The 20,234-nt window shown below is 57.2% G+C and carries 16 protein-coding genes and 1 pseudogene; 7 read left to right on the plus strand and 10 right to left on the minus strand.

Annotated elements, in window-relative coordinates; genetic code table 11:
* Nucleotides 1-44: 44 nt before the first annotated feature.
* Nucleotides 45-1,274 carry an MFS transporter gene (locus ACOTZB_RS12035; RefSeq protein ID WP_421627233.1) on the minus strand — a complete coding sequence of 410 codons (1,230 nt, stop codon included), beginning with the start codon at nt 1,272-1,274 and terminating at the stop codon, nt 45-47.
* 72 nt (nt 1,275-1,346) lie between these two features.
* Between ACOTZB_RS12035 and ACOTZB_RS12040 the strand changes: the two are divergent.
* Nucleotides 1,347-2,262, plus strand: a pseudogene (locus ACOTZB_RS12040) (LysR family transcriptional regulator).
* On the opposite strand, the gene ACOTZB_RS12045 reads toward ACOTZB_RS12040, so the two are convergent.
* A complete protein-coding gene (locus ACOTZB_RS12045) occupies nt 2,259-2,429 on the minus strand; it encodes a YfgG family protein (protein WP_023333002.1) in 171 nt (56 codons plus the stop codon). The pseudogene ACOTZB_RS12040 and the gene ACOTZB_RS12045 overlap by 4 nt on opposite strands.
* 370 nt (nt 2,430-2,799) lie before the next feature.
* On the opposite strand from ACOTZB_RS12045, the gene ACOTZB_RS12050 reads away from it, so the two are divergent.
* Entirely contained in the window at nt 2,800-5,040 is a 2,241-nt protein-coding gene (locus ACOTZB_RS12050) for an EAL domain-containing protein (RefSeq protein ID WP_421627234.1), read from the plus strand.
* A 4-nt stretch (nt 5,041-5,044) separates the two neighbouring features.
* On the opposite strand, the gene ppx is transcribed toward ACOTZB_RS12050, so the two are convergent.
* From ppx to purM, 4 genes are all read right to left on the minus strand, one after another.
* A complete protein-coding gene (ppx, locus tag ACOTZB_RS12055) occupies nt 5,045-6,583 on the minus strand; it encodes an exopolyphosphatase (RefSeq protein ID WP_348941263.1) in 1,539 nt (512 codons plus the stop codon).
* 3 nt (nt 6,584-6,586) lie between these two features.
* Nucleotides 6,587-8,647: a polyphosphate kinase 1 gene (gene ppk1 / locus ACOTZB_RS12060; protein ID WP_033146179.1), complete on the minus strand. Its 2,061-nt coding sequence runs from the start codon at nt 8,645-8,647 to the stop codon at nt 6,587-6,589.
* A 207-nt stretch (nt 8,648-8,854) separates the two neighbouring features.
* Nucleotides 8,855-9,496 (minus strand): phosphoribosylglycinamide formyltransferase, encoded by a 642-nt coding sequence (purN, locus tag ACOTZB_RS12065; RefSeq protein WP_023308771.1) that lies wholly within the window; start codon nt 9,494-9,496, stop codon nt 8,855-8,857.
* Nucleotides 9,493-10,530: a phosphoribosylformylglycinamidine cyclo-ligase gene (gene purM, locus ACOTZB_RS12070; RefSeq protein WP_421627235.1), complete on the minus strand. Its 1,038-nt coding sequence runs from the start codon at nt 10,528-10,530 to the stop codon at nt 9,493-9,495. Before purM ends, purN begins: the two co-directional genes overlap by 4 nt.
* A 266-nt stretch (nt 10,531-10,796) precedes the next feature.
* Here purM and ACOTZB_RS12075 point away from each other — a divergent pair, with 266 nt between their 5' ends.
* The 4 genes from ACOTZB_RS12075 (at nt 10,797) to ACOTZB_RS12090 (ending at nt 15,183) form a co-directional block, all read left to right on the plus strand.
* Nucleotides 10,797-12,227: a 6-phospho-beta-glucosidase gene (locus tag ACOTZB_RS12075; protein WP_421627236.1), complete on the plus strand. Its 1,431-nt coding sequence runs from the start codon at nt 10,797-10,799 to the stop codon at nt 12,225-12,227.
* A gap of 158 nt (nt 12,228-12,385) precedes the next feature.
* Entirely contained in the window at nt 12,386-13,012 is a 627-nt protein-coding gene (gene upp / locus ACOTZB_RS12080; RefSeq protein ID WP_023308769.1) for a uracil phosphoribosyltransferase, read from the plus strand.
* An 83-nt stretch (nt 13,013-13,095) separates the two neighbouring features.
* Nucleotides 13,096-14,385: a uracil permease gene (gene uraA / locus ACOTZB_RS12085; protein ID WP_257833749.1), complete on the plus strand. Its 1,290-nt coding sequence runs from the start codon at nt 13,096-13,098 to the stop codon at nt 14,383-14,385.
* A 96-nt stretch (nt 14,386-14,481) separates the two neighbouring features.
* The gene (locus ACOTZB_RS12090; protein ID WP_211438414.1) at nt 14,482-15,183 is read left to right on the plus strand and encodes a DnaA inactivator Hda; all 702 of its coding nucleotides are present in this window, start codon (nt 14,482-14,484) and stop codon (nt 15,181-15,183) included.
* A 16-nt stretch (nt 15,184-15,199) separates the two neighbouring features.
* On the opposite strand, the gene ACOTZB_RS12095 is transcribed toward ACOTZB_RS12090, so the two are convergent.
* The 3 genes from ACOTZB_RS12095 to celB are packed head-to-tail and all read right to left on the minus strand — an operon-like array spanning nt 15,200 to nt 18,900.
* A complete protein-coding gene (locus ACOTZB_RS12095) occupies nt 15,200-16,621 on the minus strand; it encodes a leucyl aminopeptidase family protein (protein ID WP_421627445.1) in 1,422 nt (473 codons plus the stop codon).
* Nucleotides 16,621-17,577 (minus strand): N(4)-(beta-N-acetylglucosaminyl)-L-asparaginase, encoded by a 957-nt coding sequence (locus ACOTZB_RS12100; protein WP_421627237.1) that lies wholly within the window; start codon nt 17,575-17,577, stop codon nt 16,621-16,623. Before ACOTZB_RS12100 ends, ACOTZB_RS12095 begins: the two co-directional genes overlap by 1 nt.
* Before the next feature lie 3 nt (nt 17,578-17,580).
* Nucleotides 17,581-18,900 carry a PTS cellobiose transporter subunit IIC gene (gene celB, locus ACOTZB_RS12105; RefSeq protein ID WP_368525431.1) on the minus strand — a complete coding sequence of 440 codons (1,320 nt, stop codon included), beginning with the start codon at nt 18,898-18,900 and terminating at the stop codon, nt 17,581-17,583.
* A 145-nt stretch (nt 18,901-19,045) separates the two neighbouring features.
* Here celB and ACOTZB_RS12110 point away from each other — a divergent pair, with 145 nt between their 5' ends.
* Nucleotides 19,046-19,870, plus strand: coding sequence for an XRE family transcriptional regulator (locus tag ACOTZB_RS12110; protein WP_421627238.1), 825 nt, complete (start codon nt 19,046-19,048; stop codon nt 19,868-19,870).
* Here ACOTZB_RS12110 and arsC read toward each other — a convergent pair.
* Nucleotides 19,867-20,223, minus strand: coding sequence for an arsenate reductase (glutaredoxin) (gene arsC, locus ACOTZB_RS12115; RefSeq protein WP_023308762.1), 357 nt, complete (start codon nt 20,221-20,223; stop codon nt 19,867-19,869). The genes ACOTZB_RS12110 and arsC overlap by 4 nt on opposite strands.
* Nucleotides 20,224-20,234 lie beyond the last annotated feature (11 nt).

Below are 20,234 nucleotides of genomic sequence, written 5' to 3' on the forward strand. Positions count from 1 at the left end.
TCTCCTCATCGGTTCTGAATGGCGACAGGGAAAGAAAACCATTTTTATGTATCGGAGATATTTGCCGGAGGCGGGGTTTTGTACCCGTTTGTCAGCGTGGCGCTCTGGATACAGTGCGATACAGTTTGCCTGCGTGGACGGCGCACAATCGCTATCGCCAGCCCGGCAATCACCAGCGTCAGGCCCGTTGATACCCACATTGCACCCGCTATCCCCAGCGTTTTATTCAGCCACGCATAGGCGAACGGTGAGGCTGCCGCCATCAGCTGGCCGGGGATAAGCAGCATGCCCGTGCGGCGGGCATAGCTCTCGGTACTAAACAGCTCCAGCGGCAGGGTGGCTTTTACGATGGTGACCAGCCCGTTAATGGCGCCATAGCCCAGCACAAACCCGGCCGCACACCATGCAAACAGGGCGCTGCTCATCCCCAGAAGAAAGCAGAGCGGCATGGCGAGCGCGGTAAAAAGCGTCAGTTTGAACGGCGTTAAGCGAGCGCCCGCCAGCACCTCCACAGAACGAGCGCCCGTCTGGCCGATCCCCCACAGCATCCCGATGGCGACCGGCAGGCCGAAGTGGGCAATAAACTCCGGCAGATGGGTGGACGTGCCGTTAGAGACAAAGGTGATGAGGGCAATGAAGGCGGCATAAAGCCAGCCGTTACGCCGCTCGTTGTCCAGCGGCGGCGCGGCGACCCTTGCCGTCACCGTCAGCCGCTGTCGGGGAAGCGTTCGAATCAGCATCGCGCTCAGCAGGCCGAAAAGAGCGTAGACGCGCAGCGCCTCCTGCCAGCTCATGACCTGAAGCAGAGCATTGCCCAGCGGCCAGAAAACGGCGGAGGCCAGCCCGCCCGCCAGCGTGACGCGTGAGATCGTTCTTCGCGCCTGCTGCCCGTAGAGGTTTACCAGCGCGGCGAACAGCGCATCGTACAGCGACAGGCGCATCCCGATGCCGCCGATCAGCCAGGCACAGTACCAGCCAAAAAGCGTCTGGGTATAGGCCATCCCTGCGCAGCTTGCGGCGATCAGCAACGTGCCGCTCATCACCACCTTCTGGCCGCCAAAGCGTGCCAGCAGGCGGGCGACAAATGGAGAAATCGCCGCCATCACCAGCATCGCCAGCGTCAGGCCGAGGTAAATCTGCGGTGATGACCATCCCCGGTCGGCTGAAATCGCCAGCGCAAAGGTGCCGGGCATATAAAACGAGATCCCCCAGTTGATGAGCTGATTACATCCCGCCGTGAGGGCGAGGCGGCGTGGCAGGGCGGGTGTTTCCATTAGTTTTCATTCCGTTATGCAGTTGTCCTGAGCATAACTCGCGCGCTATTGTGCTGGCAGGGCAGCAACCTTATGCGCGGTATAAGAGAAACTTTGAATGACAACGCTTAATCTGGGCTATCTCGCCACGTTCCGTCTGGTGATCCAGCGCGGCAGCTTTTCAGCGGCAGCGGATGCGCTGGGTATCTCCCAGCCCGCCGTCAGCCTGCAAATACGCCAGCTGGAGCAGTTTCTGCAAACGCGGCTGGTGGAGCGTACCGGGCGGGGGATTAAGGCGACGGCTGCCGGGCAGGCGTTGCTGGCGCACGGAGAGCGTATTCAACTGGCGGTGGATGACGCTATTCGGTCCGTGAGCGCATTCAGCCACGATGTGAGCGGCATCATTACGCTTGGCACGGGGGCAACGGCCTGCATCCATCTTCTGCCGCCGCTGCTGGAGAAGTTGCGGCGCGACTATCCGCTCCTGAGGGTGGGGGTGACGACGGGCAACACGCTCGATATCGTCAGGGCCATCGAAGAGAACCGGCTCGATATGGGACTGGTGACGCTGCCGGTAAGTGGCAGATCGCTGGACGTCATGCCGGTAATGGACGAAGAGTTTGTTTTTATCGCGTCGCAGGAGCAGCTGGAGGCTTTCAGGGACTTTACCCCGGAGGCGCTGCACGCTCAGCCGCTGATTGCCTTTGAATCAGGCAGCGGTACCCGGACGCTGATCGATGGCTGGTTTGCGGCTAATGGATTAGCGATCGCACCGGTGATGCAGCTTGGCAGCATCGAGGCGATCAAACGCATGGTTCGCGCGGGGCTGGGCTACAGTATTGTGCCGCGAATGGCGGTCGAACAGGATGTCGATCGCGAAGGGCTACGCGTGATGTCGCTTACGCCCATGCTGCAGCGGCAGCTGGCGGTGGTCATGCGGCAGGATAAAATCCTCAGCAAAGGGATCGCGGCCATTATTCGGCTCGTGCAACATCCTTCGGCTGTTTAGCGATCGGCGGTGTCGACGGTCAGGCTGGATTGCTGCGACTGGGTTTTGTCCTGATGGTGGTACCAGGCGCCAATTGAAGAGTAAACGAAGCGGCCAAAGAAAAACAGGAAGCTGATGAGCAGTATGATGCGGGTCATTCGGGTATTAAATTGATGTCGTTTTCGCATACGCGTGACCTGACTCACTCTGTTTTTCCTGGATAAGCCCTTTTGGGCGACAAGGATATTAAGGCACAGCGGGAAGACGGGGTCAATTCTGCTGTGTGTAAATAACCGTCAATGTTTACATTGATTAATGTTATTGAAATTAGTTAAGGCATTTACCACATTGATAATATGAAGAAAATGATTACAAAAAAACGCCGCAAAAAGATATTTGCGTAAAATAGTTTGATTTAAGTCAACGGCTTCCCGGCCCTTATATTTAAAATCCTTCCTCCACACAGTTCGCCCCGCACGCCGCCGGGCGGCGCTTACGTCAGGTTGGATGCCTGTCTTTATTTTCCCTCTGGAGCGGAAGGGGTTTAACCGGGCATCTATGAACATTCTCGCTTTCCTGAAAAAAAATGAAAACCGCTGGTGGGCATTGCCGCTTATTTTGCCTGTGGTTTTACTTCCCGTGCTGAGTATCGCGAATACCTTCACGCAGCTGGGCGACGGCATTGCGGCACTCTATTATTTACCCCTCTCATTTTTGCTTTCGCTGATGATGTTTTTTGGCCTGGAAGCGCTGCCCGGGATCGTATTGTCGCTGTTTATCCGCTATTACCCGTCGGTCGGCATGTTTGAAACCTTCGCGGGGATCCTCCATTTTGTCGTCCCTTTAGTCCTCAGTTGGGGTGGCTACCGGGTATTTGCGCCCAGACGGAATATGACCGCGTACGGCGACGTGCGGCTGATGGCGCAGCGCATCTTCTGGCAGGTATTCTGCCCCGCGACGCTGTTTCTGGTGCTGTTTCAGTTTGCGGTCTATCTGGGCGTGTATGAGAGCCGTCAGAGCCTTGCGGGATTAAACCCCCTCAATATTCGCACGCTCATCAACTATCAGACGCTGCTGGTCAGCGGGCTGACGGGCGTGCCGCTGAGCTATCTGCTGATCCGCCTGCTTCGCCATCCGCGCTATCTCAAAAGCCTTCTCTCGCAGATCCGTTCCGGGATAGACAAAAAGGTGACGGTCATTGAGTTGCTGGTGTGGGCTATCGCGCTTGGCGGACTGCTTTCGCTACTGCTGATTCCGATGAATGAGAACAGCTCCATTTTCACCACCAACTACACTCTTTCCCTGCTGATGCCGGTGATGCTCTGGGGCGCGATGCGTTTTGGCTATAAGCTGATTTCGCTTATCTGGACGCCGATACTGCTGGTGTCTATTCACTATTTTTACCGCTATATCCCGGTAAATCCGGGGTATGACATTCAGCTGGCGATCACCTCTTCCAGTTACCTGGTCTTCTCCTTCGTGGTGATTTATATGTCGATGCTGGCAACACGGCAGCGCGCGGCGAACAAACGCTCCCGCAGGCTGGCGCTGCTCGACCCGGTCGTCCATATGCCTAACCTGCGGGCGCTGTCGCGCGATCTGGCGAAAAACCCGTGGTCGGCGCTCTGCCTGCTGCGCATTCCGGAGCTGGAAATTCTCGGCCGAAATTACGGTGTGTTGCTGCGGATTCAGTACAAGCAGCAGCTGGCGCAGTGGGTGAATGGCATTCTCCAGCCCAATGAGCTGGTCTATCACCTGACCGGGTATGACCTGGCGGTACGGCTTAACGCGGAATCGCACCAGCAGCGTATTGAAGCCCTGGACGAGCATATCAAGCAGTTCCGCTTTGTCTGGGACGGCATGCCGCTGCAGCCGCAGGTGGGCGTGAGCTATTGCTATGTCAGGTCCCCGGTAAACCATCTTTATCTGGTGCTGGGCGAGCTGGGCGTGGTCGCCGATCTGTCGCTCTCCTCCAACCATCCGGAAAATCTTCAGCAGCGTGGGGCCGTCCATTTGCAGCGCAACCTGAAGAATAAAGTCGCAATGATGAGCCGCCTGCAAAAGGCGCTTGATAACGACGAATTCACCCTGCTGGTTCAACCCGTTCGCGGCATGCGTGGCGATTGCTATCACGAGGTCCTGCTCCGGATGCCGGATATCAACGGGCTATTGATTTCCCCCGACCAGTTCCTGCCCGTCGCGCAGGAGTTTGGCCTCTCCTCGCGGGTAGATTTGTGGGTGCTCGAGCACACCCTGTGTTTCCTGGCCGCGCATCGCGAAAGACTGCCCGGCCAGCGCTTTGCCATTAATCTTGCCCCGTCGACCGTGTGTCGGGTGCAGTTTCCGCTTGAGGTGAGTCGCCTGCTGGCGAAATACGCCATTGAGCCGTGGCAGCTGATCTTTGAAGTGACGGAGTGCAGCACTTTTTGCAACGCGGAGCAGGGGCTACACATCCTCCGGCAGCTGCAGAAAATGGGGGTACGTATTGCAATTGATGATTTTGGCACCGGCTATGCGAGCTATGCGCGGCTGAAAAGCGTGGACGCGGATATTCTCAAGATTGACGGCAGCTTTATCCGCAATATCGTCAACAACAGCCTGGATTATCAGATTGTCGCGTCTATCTGCCATCTGGCGCGCATGAAGAAAATGCTGGTGGTGGCGGAGTATGTCGAAAGCGAAGAGATACGTAGCGCGGTTCAGGCGCTAGGCATCGATTATGTGCAGGGTTATCTGATTGGCAGACCGGCACCGCTTGAGTCACTGCTGGAAGCAGAGGCGTCCACCGCGGACGCCTGAGCCGTTACGCGGCGACGTCGGCGCTCTCTTCTTCGATTTTGAGCAGCCAGCCGGTGACCGCTTCCCAGTACTGCTGCTCTTTTTCCAGATCCAGCAGGACCAGCGCGTTCTGGCTGAACCAGTCGTGCGGGAAGCTCAGCGTCCAGTGATGGTCGTCTGTTTTCAGTTTTAACGTTGGGGGCGTCGTTGTCGCCTGACGCTGGTTATTGAGCAGCACGCCCAGACGCAGCAGCTGAATAAGCGGCAGGAACTGTTTTTTCTTGAACAGCGTAAAGCGCGGCAGATCGTCAAGCTTGATGGCCTTGCGGTGATAACGCACCAGGGTCGCCATCATGGTTTGCTGCTCCTGATTGAAGCCAGGCAGATCGCTGTTTTGCAGAATGTAGGCAGAATGGCGGTGCATCCCGCTGTGGTTGATGTTCAGCCCCACTTCGTGCAGCATCGCGGCCCATTTCAACAGCGCGGCAAGCTGCGGGTGTGCGAGCTTAGGATTCTGCTCCTGCCACTGTTCGTACATCTGCACCGTGGTGTCCAGCACGCGCTTCGCCTGCTCGCGGTCGATGTTGTACTGGTTGGCCAGGCTTTGCGCGGTGCGGCTGCGAATATCCTGATGGCGGAAGCGGCCTTCCATCTCATACAGCACGCCTTCACGCAGCGCGCCGTCCGACAGACGCAGCTCTTTTATGGCGAGGGCATCAAACACGCCGCAGAGAATAGCCAGCCCCGGCACGAATACCGCTTTACGCTCGTCGGAAAGACCCGGCAGACTTAAGGCGTCAAAACTTTTATGCTTCAGCACTTCTTCAGTCAGCAACGTCAGGCGTTCGGGCGTGATAAACCCGTCTTTTTCACCCATCGCCAGCAGCACCTCATGCGCCGCCTTGATGGTGCCTGACGCGCCCAGCGCCACGTTCCAGCCCTGAATACGGTACTGCCAGGCCAGGTTTTCCAGCTTCTGGACGGCCGCCATACGCGCGCGCTGGAAGTTCTCGCGGGTGATGGTGCCGCCCGGGAAATACATCTGTGCGAAGCTGACGCAGCCCATACGGCGGCTTTCCACCAGGCGCGGCTCAAAGTCTTCGCCGATCACCAGCTCCGTTGAGCCACCGCCGATATCGATAACCAGCTTGCGCCCTTTTTCCGGCTGGGTGTGCTCAACGCCCATGAAAATCAGACGCGCTTCTTCGTTGCCGGAGATGATCTCAATCGGGTAGGGGATCACCTTTTCGGCCCGCTTGAGGAACTCCGGGGCATTCAGGGCCTGGCGCAGGGTGTGGGTGCCCACGATGCACACGCTTGAGGGAGAGAAGCCCTGCAGGCGTTCAGCAAACAGCGACAGGCAGTTTAACCCGCGCTCCATCGCCTCTTCGCTGAGCATGTTGCGTTCATCAAGACCATCCGCCAGGTGTACGCGCTGCTTCAGACGACCGATGATCTGCAGCGCGCCATCCACCTCACGGGCGATGACCATGTGGAAACTGTTAGAGCCAAGGTCGACCGCGGCGAATTCCTGCGGGCGTGGGGTCTTATCATTTATCGGCATAGGTTAATCGGGTTGCTCGAGTGATTTGATATAGTCGTAAATCGCCAGTTGCGACCGCACTTTGCGGCGGTTGCCGCGCGGTACATAGCGGTTACTGAGTTCTTTGTCGATATAGCGTGCTTTCACGGTATCGCTGAACAGAATCTCGATGATGTCGAGGATCTGCTGCTTCAGACGCGGATCCAGCAGCGGTGCCGCGACTTCAATACGGTAGTCAATATTGCGCGTCATCCAGTCTGCCGAAGAGAGATAAACCTGTTTATCACCCGCATTATCAAAAATATAGATCCGATCGTGTTCCAGGTAACGGTCAACGATGCTGATCACGCGAATATTGTCGCTGATGCCTTCCAGTTCCGGGATCAGCGAGCACATGCCGCGGATCAGCAGGTTAACCGGCACGCCTGAGCTGGACGCTGCATACAGCCTGTCCACCAGCCCTTTGTCGACAAGGTTGTTAAGCTTCAGCGTGATGCCGGACGACAGCCCTTTCTGGGCATTGGCGATCTCTTTATCGATCATATCGTACAGCAGGCGGCGCGAGTTCTGCGGCGAGACCAGCAGATAGTCAAAGCTCACCGGACGGTACGGGTTTTCGATAAAGTTAAAGACCCGGCGCACTTCGTTAGTGATGCGGGCGTCGGCGGTTAAGAGCGAGTAGTCGGTATAAATTCGCGCCGTTTTCTCGTTAAAGTTCCCGGTACCGATGTGGGCATAACGCACCACATCGTCGCCCTCTTTACGGGAGATCAGGAACAGCTTGGCGTGAATTTTCAGCCCCGGCGCGGAGAAGATGACGTGTACACCGGCTTCCGTCAGACGGCGCGCCCAGTGAATGTTCGCTTCTTCGTCGAAACGCGCCTGCAGCTCAACCACCACGGTCACTTTTTTGGCGTTATGCGCCGCGTGGATCATCGCATCGATGATGCGGGAATCTTTCGCCACGCGGTAAATGTTGATTTTGATCGCCAGCACGCTCGGGTCAAACGAGGCCTGACGCAGCAGTTCGAGCACGTGCTCAAACGTGTGATACGGATAGTAGAGCAGCACGTCGCGTTCGCGAATGGCGTCGAATCCGTTGCGGAATTTATCGAACCACAGATGGCGCAGGCGCGGCAGCGGCTTGTTCACCAGATTGGCTTTGCCGACGTTCGGGAAGCCAATAAAGTCTTTAAAGTTGTGGTAGCGACCACCCGGCACGATGGAGTCATAGCGCGAAATGGTCAGTTTCTCGCGCAGCATCTCTACCATGGCGTCCGGCATATCGCGCTGATAGACAAAACGTACCGGTTCGGCCGTCAGGCGCTGTTTCAGGCTGGAGGACATCAGCTCCATCAGGCTGGCTTCCATCTCGTGCACCAGGTCATATTCGGCGTCACGGGTCATTTTCATCGAGTAGGCGTTTAACGCATCGTAATCGAAGAAGCCTTTGAAGATGTCGTCCAGACAGTAGCGCAGGATGTTGTCCAGCAGGATCATCGGCTTGCGTCTGCGCGGGGTTTCCGGCGGAAGGTTCACAAAACGGGGCACCTTGTCGGACGGGATCTCCAGCAGCGCGTAACGGATAGACTCACCGCGAATAATTTCCACCGCCAGGTAGGTGTAATCATCTTTCAGGAACTGAACCAGATCGGTTTCGCGGTTGATGAGAATCGGGGTAATGTGCTGGCGCAGGTAGTGTTTGAAGTAGTGGCGCAGCCAGTTTTGTTGGTTAACGGAAAGCTGGCGTTCGTTAATCAGGAAGATTTGATTGCGCGCCATCTCCAGCAGCAGTTCGTTATACAGGCCGTCAAATTCCTGATCGGCTTTCAGCACGCGGGACTGGATTTTGCCCAGCAGATGCCGCGAGTGCGAGTTTAAGCCCTGTTCTTCGCTGATGATGATGCGTCTTTTCAGCTCGGCAAAGCGAACCTTGTAGAACTCATCCAGGTTGTTGGAATAAATGCCCAAAAAACGCATGCGCTCAATAAGCGGGTTACTTTTATCTGCCGCTTCCTGGAGTACACGTTCGTTGAATGCTAACCAGCTTAGCTCTTTCTCGATATATAACTTTTCCTGACCCATTACAGCTCACACTCCAGTTCAATCACAGGACGTGGTAAATCCGTCTCGTCCTTATTATGGCGAGCATTTCCACGATATGTCCAACAGTGCCAGAAAAGTATGACAGTTATTTTTTTTGTTGGGGATTTTAGAAGGTTGGAGAAGGGGATATCCGGTAATGCAATGTACAGGTCGGGTAAGCGCAGCAGCGCCACCCGACGTAACAAACTACTCTTCGGCCGCATAACCCTGCGGGGGTAACTTCACGCCGTCCAGCCAGGCTGCGCCGTCGCGCATCTCGAGACGCCCGTCGACAAACCAGCTGACCACCAGCGGGTAAATGGCGTGTTCCTGGGTCTGCACGCGTTCGGTCACGTCTTCTTCGCTGTCGCCGTCAAAGACCGGAACTTTCGCCTGCAGGATCACCGGACCGCCGTCCAGCTCGTCGGTAACGAAATGCACGGAGGTACCGTGCTCCTCATCGCCGTTTTCAAGAACCTGACGATGGGTATGCAGGCCGGGATATTTTGGCAGCAGGGAAGGGTGGATATTCAGCAGACGACCGGCGAAGTGTTCGACGAAGGCCGGGCTCAGAATACGCATATAGCCCGCCAGCACGACCACGTCCGGCGCGTAGGCATCAATCTCATGCACCAGCTCGCGGTCAAAGGCTTCACGCCCGGCGAACTGGCTGGCTTCCAGCGCGTGCGCGGGAATGTTCGCTTCCCGCGCGCGCTCAAGGCCGAACGCGTCGGCCTTGTTGCTGAAAACTGCCCGAATGGTGCCATTGATTTTCTTCTGCTTGCAGGCGTCTATGATGGCCTGCAAATTGCTTCCGTTGCCGGAAATGAGCACCACGATGTTTTTCATTCAATGACCACACGCTGTTCGGAATCGGAAGCTTTAATCGTACCGATTTTCCACGCGTTTTCACCTTTTTCAGTCAGCAGCTTAACCGCTTTATCCGCTTCGCTTGCCGGCAGGGCGATAACCATGCCCACGCCGCAGTTAAAGGTGCGGTACATTTCGTGAGAGCTCACGTTACCCGCGGTCTGCAGCCAGTTAAACACGGCTGGCCACTGCCATGAGGATTCGTCGATCACCGCCTGGGTGTTGTTCGGCAGGACGCGCGGGATGTTTTCCCAGAAGCCGCCGCCGGTCAGGTGAGCGATAGCGTGAACCTCGACGTTCTCGATAAGCTCAAGCACGTTTTTCACGTAGATGCGGGTCGGCGCCAGCAGATGGTCAGCCAGCGGTTTACCGTCAAGCTCGGTAGTCAGCGGATCACAACCGCTCACTTCGAGGATTTTACGCACCAGGGAGTAGCCGTTGGAGTGCGGGCCGCTGGAAGCCAGCGCGATCAGCACATCGCCATCGGCCACTTTGCTGCCGTCGATAATTTCTGATTTTTCTACTACGCCGACGCAGAAGCCCGCGACGTCATAATCTTCGCCGTGATACATGCCCGGCATTTCTGCGGTTTCACCACCGACCAGCGCACAGCCGGACTGCAGACAGCCTTCGGCGATACCGTTAATCACGCTGGCAGCGGTATCCACGTCCAGTTTGCCGGTCGCGTAGTAATCGAGGAAGAACAGCGGCTCTGCGCCCTGAACCACCAGGTCATTCACGCACATCGCGACCAGATCGATACCGATCGTGTCGTGACGTTTTAAATCCATCGCCAGGCGCAGTTTGGTGCCTACACCGTCAGTACCCGAGACCAGAACAGGTTCACGATATTTTTGCGGCAGCGCGCACAGTGCGCCGAATCCACCCAGACCACCCATCACTTCCGGGCGGCGGGTTTTTTTCACCACACCTTTGATTCGGTCAACCAGCGCATTACCTGCGTCAATATCAACACCGGCATCTTTGTAGCTGAGAGAAGTTTTGTTGGTCACGGCTTAAATCCCCACGCGATTGCATAGCTAGTAAGAAAAATCGGCGCAATTCTAACAGTCCAGGCAAACGTTTGCGAGCCTATTCTGGACGTAGGGATCTTTTTTTCTGCGTACCTTGTGAATGCAGCCAAACTTGACTCTGTTCACGAAAATGAAACCGGTTTCTGAGAACTGCTTGCAACAGCTATGCCCTTTGCACATCATCGAACTGAAACCGGTTTCTGTAATTGTTTTTGCAGAAAATAACGCAGAATGAGGGAAAGCGAATGTCAGGATTTAAAGCAGATTTTCTGTGGGGCGGGGCCGTTGCGGCGCACCAGCTGGAAGGCGGCTGGAAAGAGGGCGGCAAGGGCGTGAGCGTCGCCGACGTCATGACCGCGGGCGCGCACGGCGTGCCGCGTGAAATCACCAACGGCGTGCTGGAGGGGAAAAATTACCCTAACCATGAAGCCATCGATTTCTACCACCGCTATAAAGAAGACATCAAACTCTTTGCCGAGATGGGGTTCAAATGCTTCCGCACCTCTATTGCCTGGACGCGGATCTTCCCGAAAGGCGACGAGCTTGAGCCTAACGAGGCTGGCCTGAAATTCTATGACGATCTGTTCGACGAATGCCTGAAGTACGGCATCGAGCCGGTTATCACTCTTTCTCACTTCGAGATGCCTTTCCATCTGGTCACCGAATACGGCGGCTGGCGCAACCGTAAGCTGATCGACTTCTTCGTTCGTTTTGCAAAAGTGGTGTTCCAGCGCTACCAGCATAAGGTGAAGTACTGGATGACCTTCAACGAGATCAACAACCAGGCGAACTTCCACGAAGACTTTGCGCCGTTTACGAACTCCGGGCTGAAGTACGCGCCGGGTGAAGACCGTGAACCGGTGATGTTCCAGGCGGCGCACTACGAGCTCGTGGCCAGCGCCCTGGCGGTGAAGGCGGGGCGCGAGATTAACCCATCGCTGCAGATTGGCTGCATGATTGCCATGTGTCCTATCTACCCGCTGACCTGCGCGCCGGACGATATGATGATGGCGATGAACGCCATGCACCGCCGCTACTGGTTCACCGACGTGCACGTGCGCGGCAAGTACCCGCAGCACCTGCTCAACTACTTCGAACGTCGCGGCTTCGCGCTGGATATAACCGAAGAAGATAAAGCCGCGCTGACGCAGGGCTGCGTCGATTACATCGGCTTCAGTTACTACATGTCCTTCGCCACCAAGGCGACGGCGGACAACCCGCAGCTGGATTACGACGAAAGCAAAAGCCTGGTCTCTAACCCGTACGTGCAGAAATCCGACTGGGGCTGGCAGATTGACCCGGTCGGGCTCCGCTACTCCCTGAACTGGTTCTGGGATCACTATCAGCTGCCGCTGTTTATCGTTGAGAACGGCTTTGGCGCGATCGACGTGCAGGAAAGCGACGGCACGGTGAACGACCAGTACCGTATTGATTATCTGGCCGCCCACATCCGCGAGATGAAAAAAGCGGTGGTGGAAGATGGCGTGGATCTGATGGGCTACACCCCGTGGGGCTGTATCGACCTGGTGTCTGCCGGTACGGGCGAAATGAAAAAACGCTACGGCTTTATCTTTGTCGATAAAGATAATGAAGGGAACGGCACGCTGAACCGCAGTAAGAAGAAATCGTTCGACTGGTATAAGCAGGTGATTGCCAGCAATGGAGAGCAGCTCTAAGCGCCACCCGGCAGAACCCCGCAAAAAAGCCGGAGCCCAGTCTCCGGCTTTTTTGTCTTTGCTTGATCCCTGTCAAGCAACATGGGTATGGCCTAATCTGAAAAAAGCGGTATAATCCCGCGATTTTTTTGCGGACGCCACCTCAGAGGAGAAAGAGAATGAAGATTGTGGAAGTGAAACACCCACTCGTTAAACACAAGTTGGGCCTGATGCGTGAGCATGACATCAGCACGAAGCGTTTTCGCGAACTGGCATCTGAAGTCGGCAGCCTGCTGACCTACGAAGCGACCTCTGATCTGGAAACAGAAAAAGTCACCATCGAAGGCTGGAACGGCCCGGTGCAGGTTGAGCAGATCAAAGGTAAGAAAATTACCGTGGTGCCAATCCTGCGTGCCGGTCTCGGCATGATGGAAGGCGTGCTGGAGCACGTGCCAAGCGCGCGTATCAGCGTGGTGGGTATCTACCGTAACGAAGAGACCCTCGAGCCGGTTCCTTACTTCCAGAAGCTGGTGTCTAACATCGACGAGCGCATGGCGCTGGTGGTTGACCCAATGCTCGCGACCGGCGGCTCTATGATCGCTACCATCGACCTGCTGAAAAACGCGGGCTGCAACAGCATTAAGGTACTGGTACTGGTTGCCGCTCCGGAAGGGATCGCTGCGCTGGAAAAAGCGCACCCGGACGTTGAGCTGTATACCGCCTCTATCGACCAGGGCCTGAACGAGCACGGGTACATCATCCCGGGTCTCGGCGATGCCGGCGATAAGATCTTTGGTACGAAATAATCGAATAACGATAAATAAGCCGACTTTGATAGTCGGCTTTTTTTTGAATAAAACACCAACAATACTACACAGAGGAAAACACTATGACGCGCCGTGCTATCGGGGTGAGTGAAAGACCGCCGCTTTTACAGACTATCCCGCTTAGTTTGCAGCACCTGTTCGCCATGTTTGGCGCAACCGTGCTGGTGCCAATCCTGTTCCACATTAACCCGGCCACCGTGCTGCTGTTCAACGGCATCGGTACGCTGCTGTACCTCTTTATCTGTAAAGGCAAAATCCCGGCGTATCTCGGGTCGAGCTTCGCCTTTATCTCGCCGGTGTTACTGTTGCTGCCGCTGGGTTATGAAGTCGCGCTGGGCGGCTTTATCATGTGTGGCGTCCTGTTCTGCGTGGTGTCCTTCATTGTGAAGAAAGCCGGTACCGGCTGGCTGGACGTGATGTTCCCGCCTGCAGCGATGGGCGCGATCGTTGCGGTCATCGGTCTTGAGCTGGCGGGCGTGGCGGCGAATATGGCCGGTCTGCTGCCTGCTGACGGTCAGTCACCGGATTCCAAAACCATTATCATCTCGCTGGTAACGCTGGGCGTAACGGTGTTTGGCTCCGTGCTGTTCCGCGGCTTTATGGCGATTATCCCGATCCTGATCGGCGTGCTGGCGGGCTATGCGCTCTCCTTCGCGATGGGCGTGGTGGACACCACCCCGATTGCTCAGGCCCACTGGTTCGCCCTGCCAACCTTCTATACGCCGCGCTTTGAATGGTTTGCTATTTTCACCATTCTGCCCGCGGCGCTGGTGGTGATTGCGGAGCACGTCGGCCACCTGGTGGTGACGGCGAACATCGTTAAGCGCGATTTAATCCGCGACCCGGGCCTGCACCGCTCCATGTTTGCGAACGGTTTCTCCACCATCATTTCCGGTTTCTTTGGCTCGACGCCAAACACCACCTACGGTGAGAACATCGGCGTGATGGCGATTACCCGCGTCTACAGTACCTGGGTTATCGGCGGCGCGGCGATTATCGCCATTCTGCTCTCCTGCGTCGGTAAACTGGCGGCAGCGATTCAGATCATTCCGGTGCCGGTAATGGGCGGCGTTTCTCTGCTGCTGTACGGCGTGATCGGCGCCTCCGGTATTCGCGTGCTGATTGAATCCAAAGTGGATTACAGCAAGGCGCAAAACCTGATCCTGACCTCCGTTATCCTGATCATCGGCGTGAGCGGCGCGAAGGTGCACATTGGTGCGGCCGAGCTGAAGGGCATGGCGCTGGCGACCATCGTCGGCGTGGGCCTGAGCCTGATCTTCAAGCTGATCTCGGTCATCCGCCCGGAAGAAGAAATTCTGGACGCGGACGAAAGCGAAAAAGCGCCACATTGATCGAAAAGTCGGGCGAGGGATCGCCCGGTTCTCTCCTTGCAGGTTCCGTGTTAAACTCCATTCCGATTTTACGTAGGATCTCTGGTTGAGGTATTTCTGAACGGACCGGCACAGCTCTCTCTGCCACTCTATCTCCCTGACGACGAAACTTTTGCGAGTTTCTGGCCGGGTGATAACCCCTCTTTACTGGCTGCACTGCAAAACGTGCTGCGCCAGGATCACAGCGGATACATCTATATCTGGTCACGCGAAGGCGCGGGGCGCAGCCATCTGCTGCATGCCGCCTGCGCGGAGCTTTCGGCGCGCGGTGATGCGGTAGGCTACGTGCCGCTGGATAAACGCACATGGTTCGTGCCTGAGGTGCTGGAGGGAATGGAACATCTCTCGCTGGTCTGCATCGATAATATCGAATGCGTGGCGGGGGACGAGCCGTGGGAAATGGCGATCTTTAACCTCTACAACCGCATTCTGGAATCGGGTAAAACCCGACTGCTGATCACCGGCGATCGTCCACCGCGTCAGCTGAATCTGGGGCTGCCGGACCTGGCGTCTCGTCTGGACTGGGGGCAAATCTATAAGCTCCAGCCGCTGTCGGATGAAGATAAGCTTCAGGCGTTACAGCTGCGCGCAAAGCAGCGCGGGTTTGAGCTGCCGGAGGACGTTGGGCGTTTCCTGCTCAAGCGTCTGGATCGCGAAATGCGCACGCTGTTTGACACGCTCGATCAGCTCGATCGCGCCTCCATTACCGCCCAGCGCAAGCTGACCATTCCGTTTGTGAAAGATATTCTCAAGCTGTAGTTGTGCCGGGTGGCGGCTAAATATCTCCCAGCAGGTGCTCAACCAAAAGTGGAATAGGTCTTCCCGACGCCACGCTCCTGCCGCTCTCTCGCCATAGCGCCGTACCGCTAATATCCAGATGCGCCCACGGAATGGTCGGTGGGCAGAAGTGGTGCAGCAGCCACGCCGCCGACGCACTGATTGCCGCATTGTTGGTCGGCGTGTTGCACAGATCGGCGATGGCGCTGTCGGTCTGTTTTTTCAGCCGCGCATCCAGCGGCAGGGACCACACTTCATCGCCGCTTCGTTTGCCCGCCAGCGTCAACGCCGCGCGCAGCGGCTCATCCTGCGTCATCAGCCCGCTCAGCTCATACCCCAGCGCCTTCACGACCGCGCCGGTTAAGGTGGCCATATCAATGATATAGTGCGCCTGCGGATGACGAAGGCTGGCCCAGGCGATGGCATCCGCCAGCACCAGTCGGCCTTCGGCATCGGTGTTGTTGATTTCAACCGTGGTGCCGTTGCAGGCCGTCGCCACCGTGCCGGGCTGCATGGCGTCCGGGCCGATGGCGTTTTCCGCCAGCGCCAGCACGCCCATGATGCGCACGGGCAGCGCCAGTTCTGCCACGGTCAGCATCAGGCCCAGCACGTTAGCCGCACCGCACATGTCGTATTTCATGGTGTACATGCCCGCGCCTTCCTTCAGCCACAGGCCGCCGGTATCGAAGGTAATGCCTTTACCCACATAGCAGCGCACCGGGCCGTCGTTGACGCCGTCATAATGAAGAGCCAGCAGGCGCGGCGGACAGGTCGCCCCTTTGCCAACGGCGTGCAGCAGCCCCAGACCCTGCTCAGCAATAGCCTTTTCGTTCAGCGCTTCGCAGCGCAGGGCGGGGAAGGCGGCACAGAGCCTTTGCGCCTCTTCCACCACAAACTGCGGCGTGCATCGGTCGGACGGGATATCCGCCAGACGTCGCGCCGCAACCATGCCGTGGGCGATGGCCTGCTGCTGGCGGAAGATCCCCTCCAGTTTTGCCTGCTGTTCCGGCAGGCAGAGGGCGGTGATGTGCGTAAGGCGCACCGGCGATTCATCCGTTTGCTTCAGCTTCAGGTCGCTTAGCCTGTGCGCCTGATTAAAGAGAAAACGCAGCACCTGCGCCAGCACCACATCGTCGATATCGGTAACGTCCAGTATCAGCTCGGGGCTGGCGGGCGAGGCCAGCAGCGGACGCAGCGCCTTCAGTAATCCTTCGGTCAGGCTATCCTGCCAGAGGGCACCCGGCAGCAGGGTGATCCGGGCAAACGGGGCGCAGCCAAAGCGGGTGTCAGCGAGGCCGGCAGACTGGCGCATTTCCGCGACAAGCGCCGTTTCGGGCAAATACGTACAGGAGGCGGACGCAATCAAATGGCTTTGCGGAGCCGCGTCAGAAAGCGCGGTGATAAACTGATAAGTAATCATCATGACTCCTCAATCGGCGCGCGGATCCGCGCGGCATAGGCCTGCATCCACGCATCGTCTACCGCGTGATAATGCGTTTTCTCCCGCAGGCGTTCGGTACGAAAAACGGTGAGGGGCTGGCGAGCCGTCGCCACCACGAACGAAAAGGTTTTGATGTTGGTAGCGGCACCAAATTCGCCCCTGTTGTTCATGCACACCACGGAGAGATCGCCCGCGCGGCCAAAGCGCGACATCAGCTTGTCCTCCAGTTCGAGCACCACCGAATCCGCCGCCTGCTGCGGCGTCATACCCTGCGCCATGCGGCGGACGATTTCGTAGCTGGTGCAGCCTTTCATCAGATCTTCACCGACGCCCGTGGCGGTGGCCGCGCCGGTTTCACTGTCGCAGTAAAAGCCGGAACCAATAATGGGCGAATCCCCGAGTCGGCCGCGCTTTTTCATGAACAGGCCGCTGGTGGAGGTAGCGACGCTCATTGACCCCTGTTTATCGAGGCCGATAACGCCGACGGTGTCATGCCCGTCGTAAGGGCTTAAGCCCTTATCCAGCGTCTCGCGGCAGCGTTTGCGGTAGTGCTGCATGGCGCGGTCAGTGAGCATAGTTTTGTCGGCAAAGCCCTGGCTCAGCGCCCATTCCCGCGCGCCCTGGCCGACCAGCAGGCTGTTGTAGCGCTGGCGGCTAAGCGCCTGCGCCACGCGCACCGGGTTGGCGATATCCACCAGGTTGCCCACGGCGCCAAACGCCAGCGTATCGCCGTCCATGTAGGCGGCGTCCAGCTCCACTTCGCCATTTTCGGTGGGCAGCCCGCCGTAGCCGACGGATTTATAAAACGGAAAGTCTTCGACGGCGGCGACGGCATCCACCACTGCCGCAGAGACCGGTTTTCCCGCAGCCAGCGCAGACGCAGACTCCGTAACGCTTTCAAGCGCCATTCTCCAGGTCGCGATAATTCCCCACATGCTTTACTCCTGTTTTGCAAGGGTGGTGTCGGTTTGCGTAACGGTGGCCATTTCCGCCGCGCGGTACTGTTTGTCCACGATACGCATAAAAGGCAGGTACAGCATGGCGCCAATCAGCAGGTTGATAAGCTGCATGACGCTGCCGCTCAGGTGTCCGGTAACGATAAAGCCGCTGATAACCGGCGGCAGCGTCCAGGGAATAAACACCCCGGTGGTGACGGCAACCGCGCCAATCTTCATCGCCGCATACTGCACGGTGACCAGCACCAGCGGCACCAGGTTGAACGGGATGAGCATGATCGGGTTCATGATCACCGGCAGGCCAAACAGGATCGGTTCGTTGATGTTAAACACCGATGCCCCGGCGCCGAGGCGCGCCACTTCACGCATGTTTTTGCTGCGGGCGAAAATCAGCATCGCAATCACCAGCGACAGCGTGGCTCCCGCGCCGCCCATCCAGATCATGTCAAAAAACTGTTCGGTGATAATGTGCGGCGGCGTCGTGCCTGCCTGAATCGCGGCGATGTTGTCGGTCTGGTTCTCCATCCACAGCGGGCGAATGATGCCGTTGATCATCGAGCCGGAGTTAATGCCCACTGACCACAGAATGGTGATGCTGAACACCGTCATCAGCGCGCCAAAGTAAGAGGTGCCGTAGTGGCGCACCGGCGTGGCAACCACTTCGTAAATAAACTGGTGGATGGTGTTGTAGTGGGTGTTTTCAAACACGATGCGGATACCCAGTACCAGAATCATCACCAGCAGGGCAGGGATCAGCGCGGCGAACGACTCCTGCACCGCCGGAGGCACGCCGTCCGGCATTTTGATCACCAGCTTTTTGCGCTTGAGCCAGCAGAACAGCTCCGTCCACAGCAGGGAACCGATCATCGCTACGAACAGCCCTTTGCTGCCAATCCACTCCACCGGAATGACGGTAATACCGCCGCTTTCCGCCACTTTGATAAAAGGCGTCAGGATGAGAAAGGCGACCAGCGCCAGGATACCGCAGGAGATGCGGTCTTCACCGTAGTGTTCCGCCAGGCGGAAGGCGACCAGGAAGCTGATGAACAGCGACATGGTGGAGAACACCGCGTTGAAGGGGATTTCAATAATGGCGCTCCAGCTCTCACCAAAGGCCTGAGACATAAACTGCTGGTAGGCTTGATTCGGGAACGACGAAATCACCAGCAGAATAGAGCCGACGATGATAAACGGCATGAAGGACACGTAAGCGCCGCGAATGGCCCCGAGATGACGCTGCTGGGCCGTTTTGGCCGCCAGCGGCATCAGTTTTGCTTCAAGAAATCCCAGAACATTGTTCATTGTGAACTCCGTACAAGATTGAGGGGGTGGTTTATGTTATGTCTGAGGATTATCAGTGAAGCGTGGCGAGCGAAAGGTGAAATCGGTCACAAAGCAATCGCTGGTGTAGTATAAATCTCATAAGATTGGTTCTGAGGATCCTGCGATGGAAATTAAACTGCATGCTAATGCCACCACGACGCCGCGCATCCGTCGCTATCTTCAGCAGTCAGATAAAAGCGACAGGGAGCTGGCTACCGAGCTGGGCATTTCGGTCACTACCGTCAGGCGCTGGCGCAACCGCGAGCAGGTTTCGGATAACCACACGACGCCAAAAGTGATACACAAAGCATTGAGACAGGAACAAGTTGCGCTGGTCAATGCCCTGCGGGATATCACTGGCGCCCCGCTGGACGAACTGCTGCAGATGGTCAATAGCGGACTCGGGATCGCCGTGTCCCGCGCGACCCTGAACCGCTACCTCAAACCGGCTTCGATAAAGCAGAAGGCCACGACGTTGCAGGGAAAAAAGGCGCTGAAGGCAGGTATCGTGCCGCAAAAACTCCTTTTACATTATCAGCCTCTGTCGCTGCATATGGACGATGGCGGAGAACAGCATCTGCTCTGGGCGCGTGAACCCGTGAGCGGCTGGTGCTACGCCCGGCTGTACGCGGGCATTTCTCCGCAGCTGCTGACCCGCTGGGCGAACGACGCGCTGGAAGCCTGTCCGGCTGTTATTCAATCTGTTGAGACTTTTGGTTTCGAGGTGAAGCTTGAAAAACGCAATACCACCGTAACGGTGCATCCGCAGCAGTACCGCGCCGTTCAGGTTGATCTGCCGCTATGTGAAATCATCCCACGTCTGAACAGTGAACCGGCAGGCGAGCTGTTGATCCAGCTGTGCGAAATTTACAACCGCGGAAAAGCGCAGAAAAAGCTGGGAGAGAGTACGCCGCAGGCCTTTCTGGAAGCGCTGCGGCATAAGGACTAGAGGATCTCGAGCACGTCTTCCGGCGGGCGTCCAATGCGCGCCTGGCCGTTCGCCACCACAATCGGGCGCTCAATCAGCTTTGGATTTTCAACCATTGCCTGGATCAGCTCAGCCTCGGTGAGACGGCTGTCATCCAGGTTAAGCGACTTATACAGATCTTCTTTCTGGCGCATCAGCTCTCTTGCACTGCCCATTCCCAGCATGTGCAGCAGCTGGCGGAGAGTTTGCGCGTCAGGTGGGGTGTCGAGGTACAGCACCACTTCCGGCTCAACGCCGTTAGACTTCAGCAGGCTCAGGGTGTCGCGGCTCTTGGAGCAGCGAGGGTTGTGATAAATTTTTACGGCGTCTGTCATGACGTGAATTC

Source organism: Enterobacter cloacae complex sp. SHL020 (assembly GCF_049236945.1).
Taxonomy (GTDB): Bacteria; Pseudomonadota; Gammaproteobacteria; order Enterobacterales; family Enterobacteriaceae; genus Enterobacter; species Enterobacter dykesii.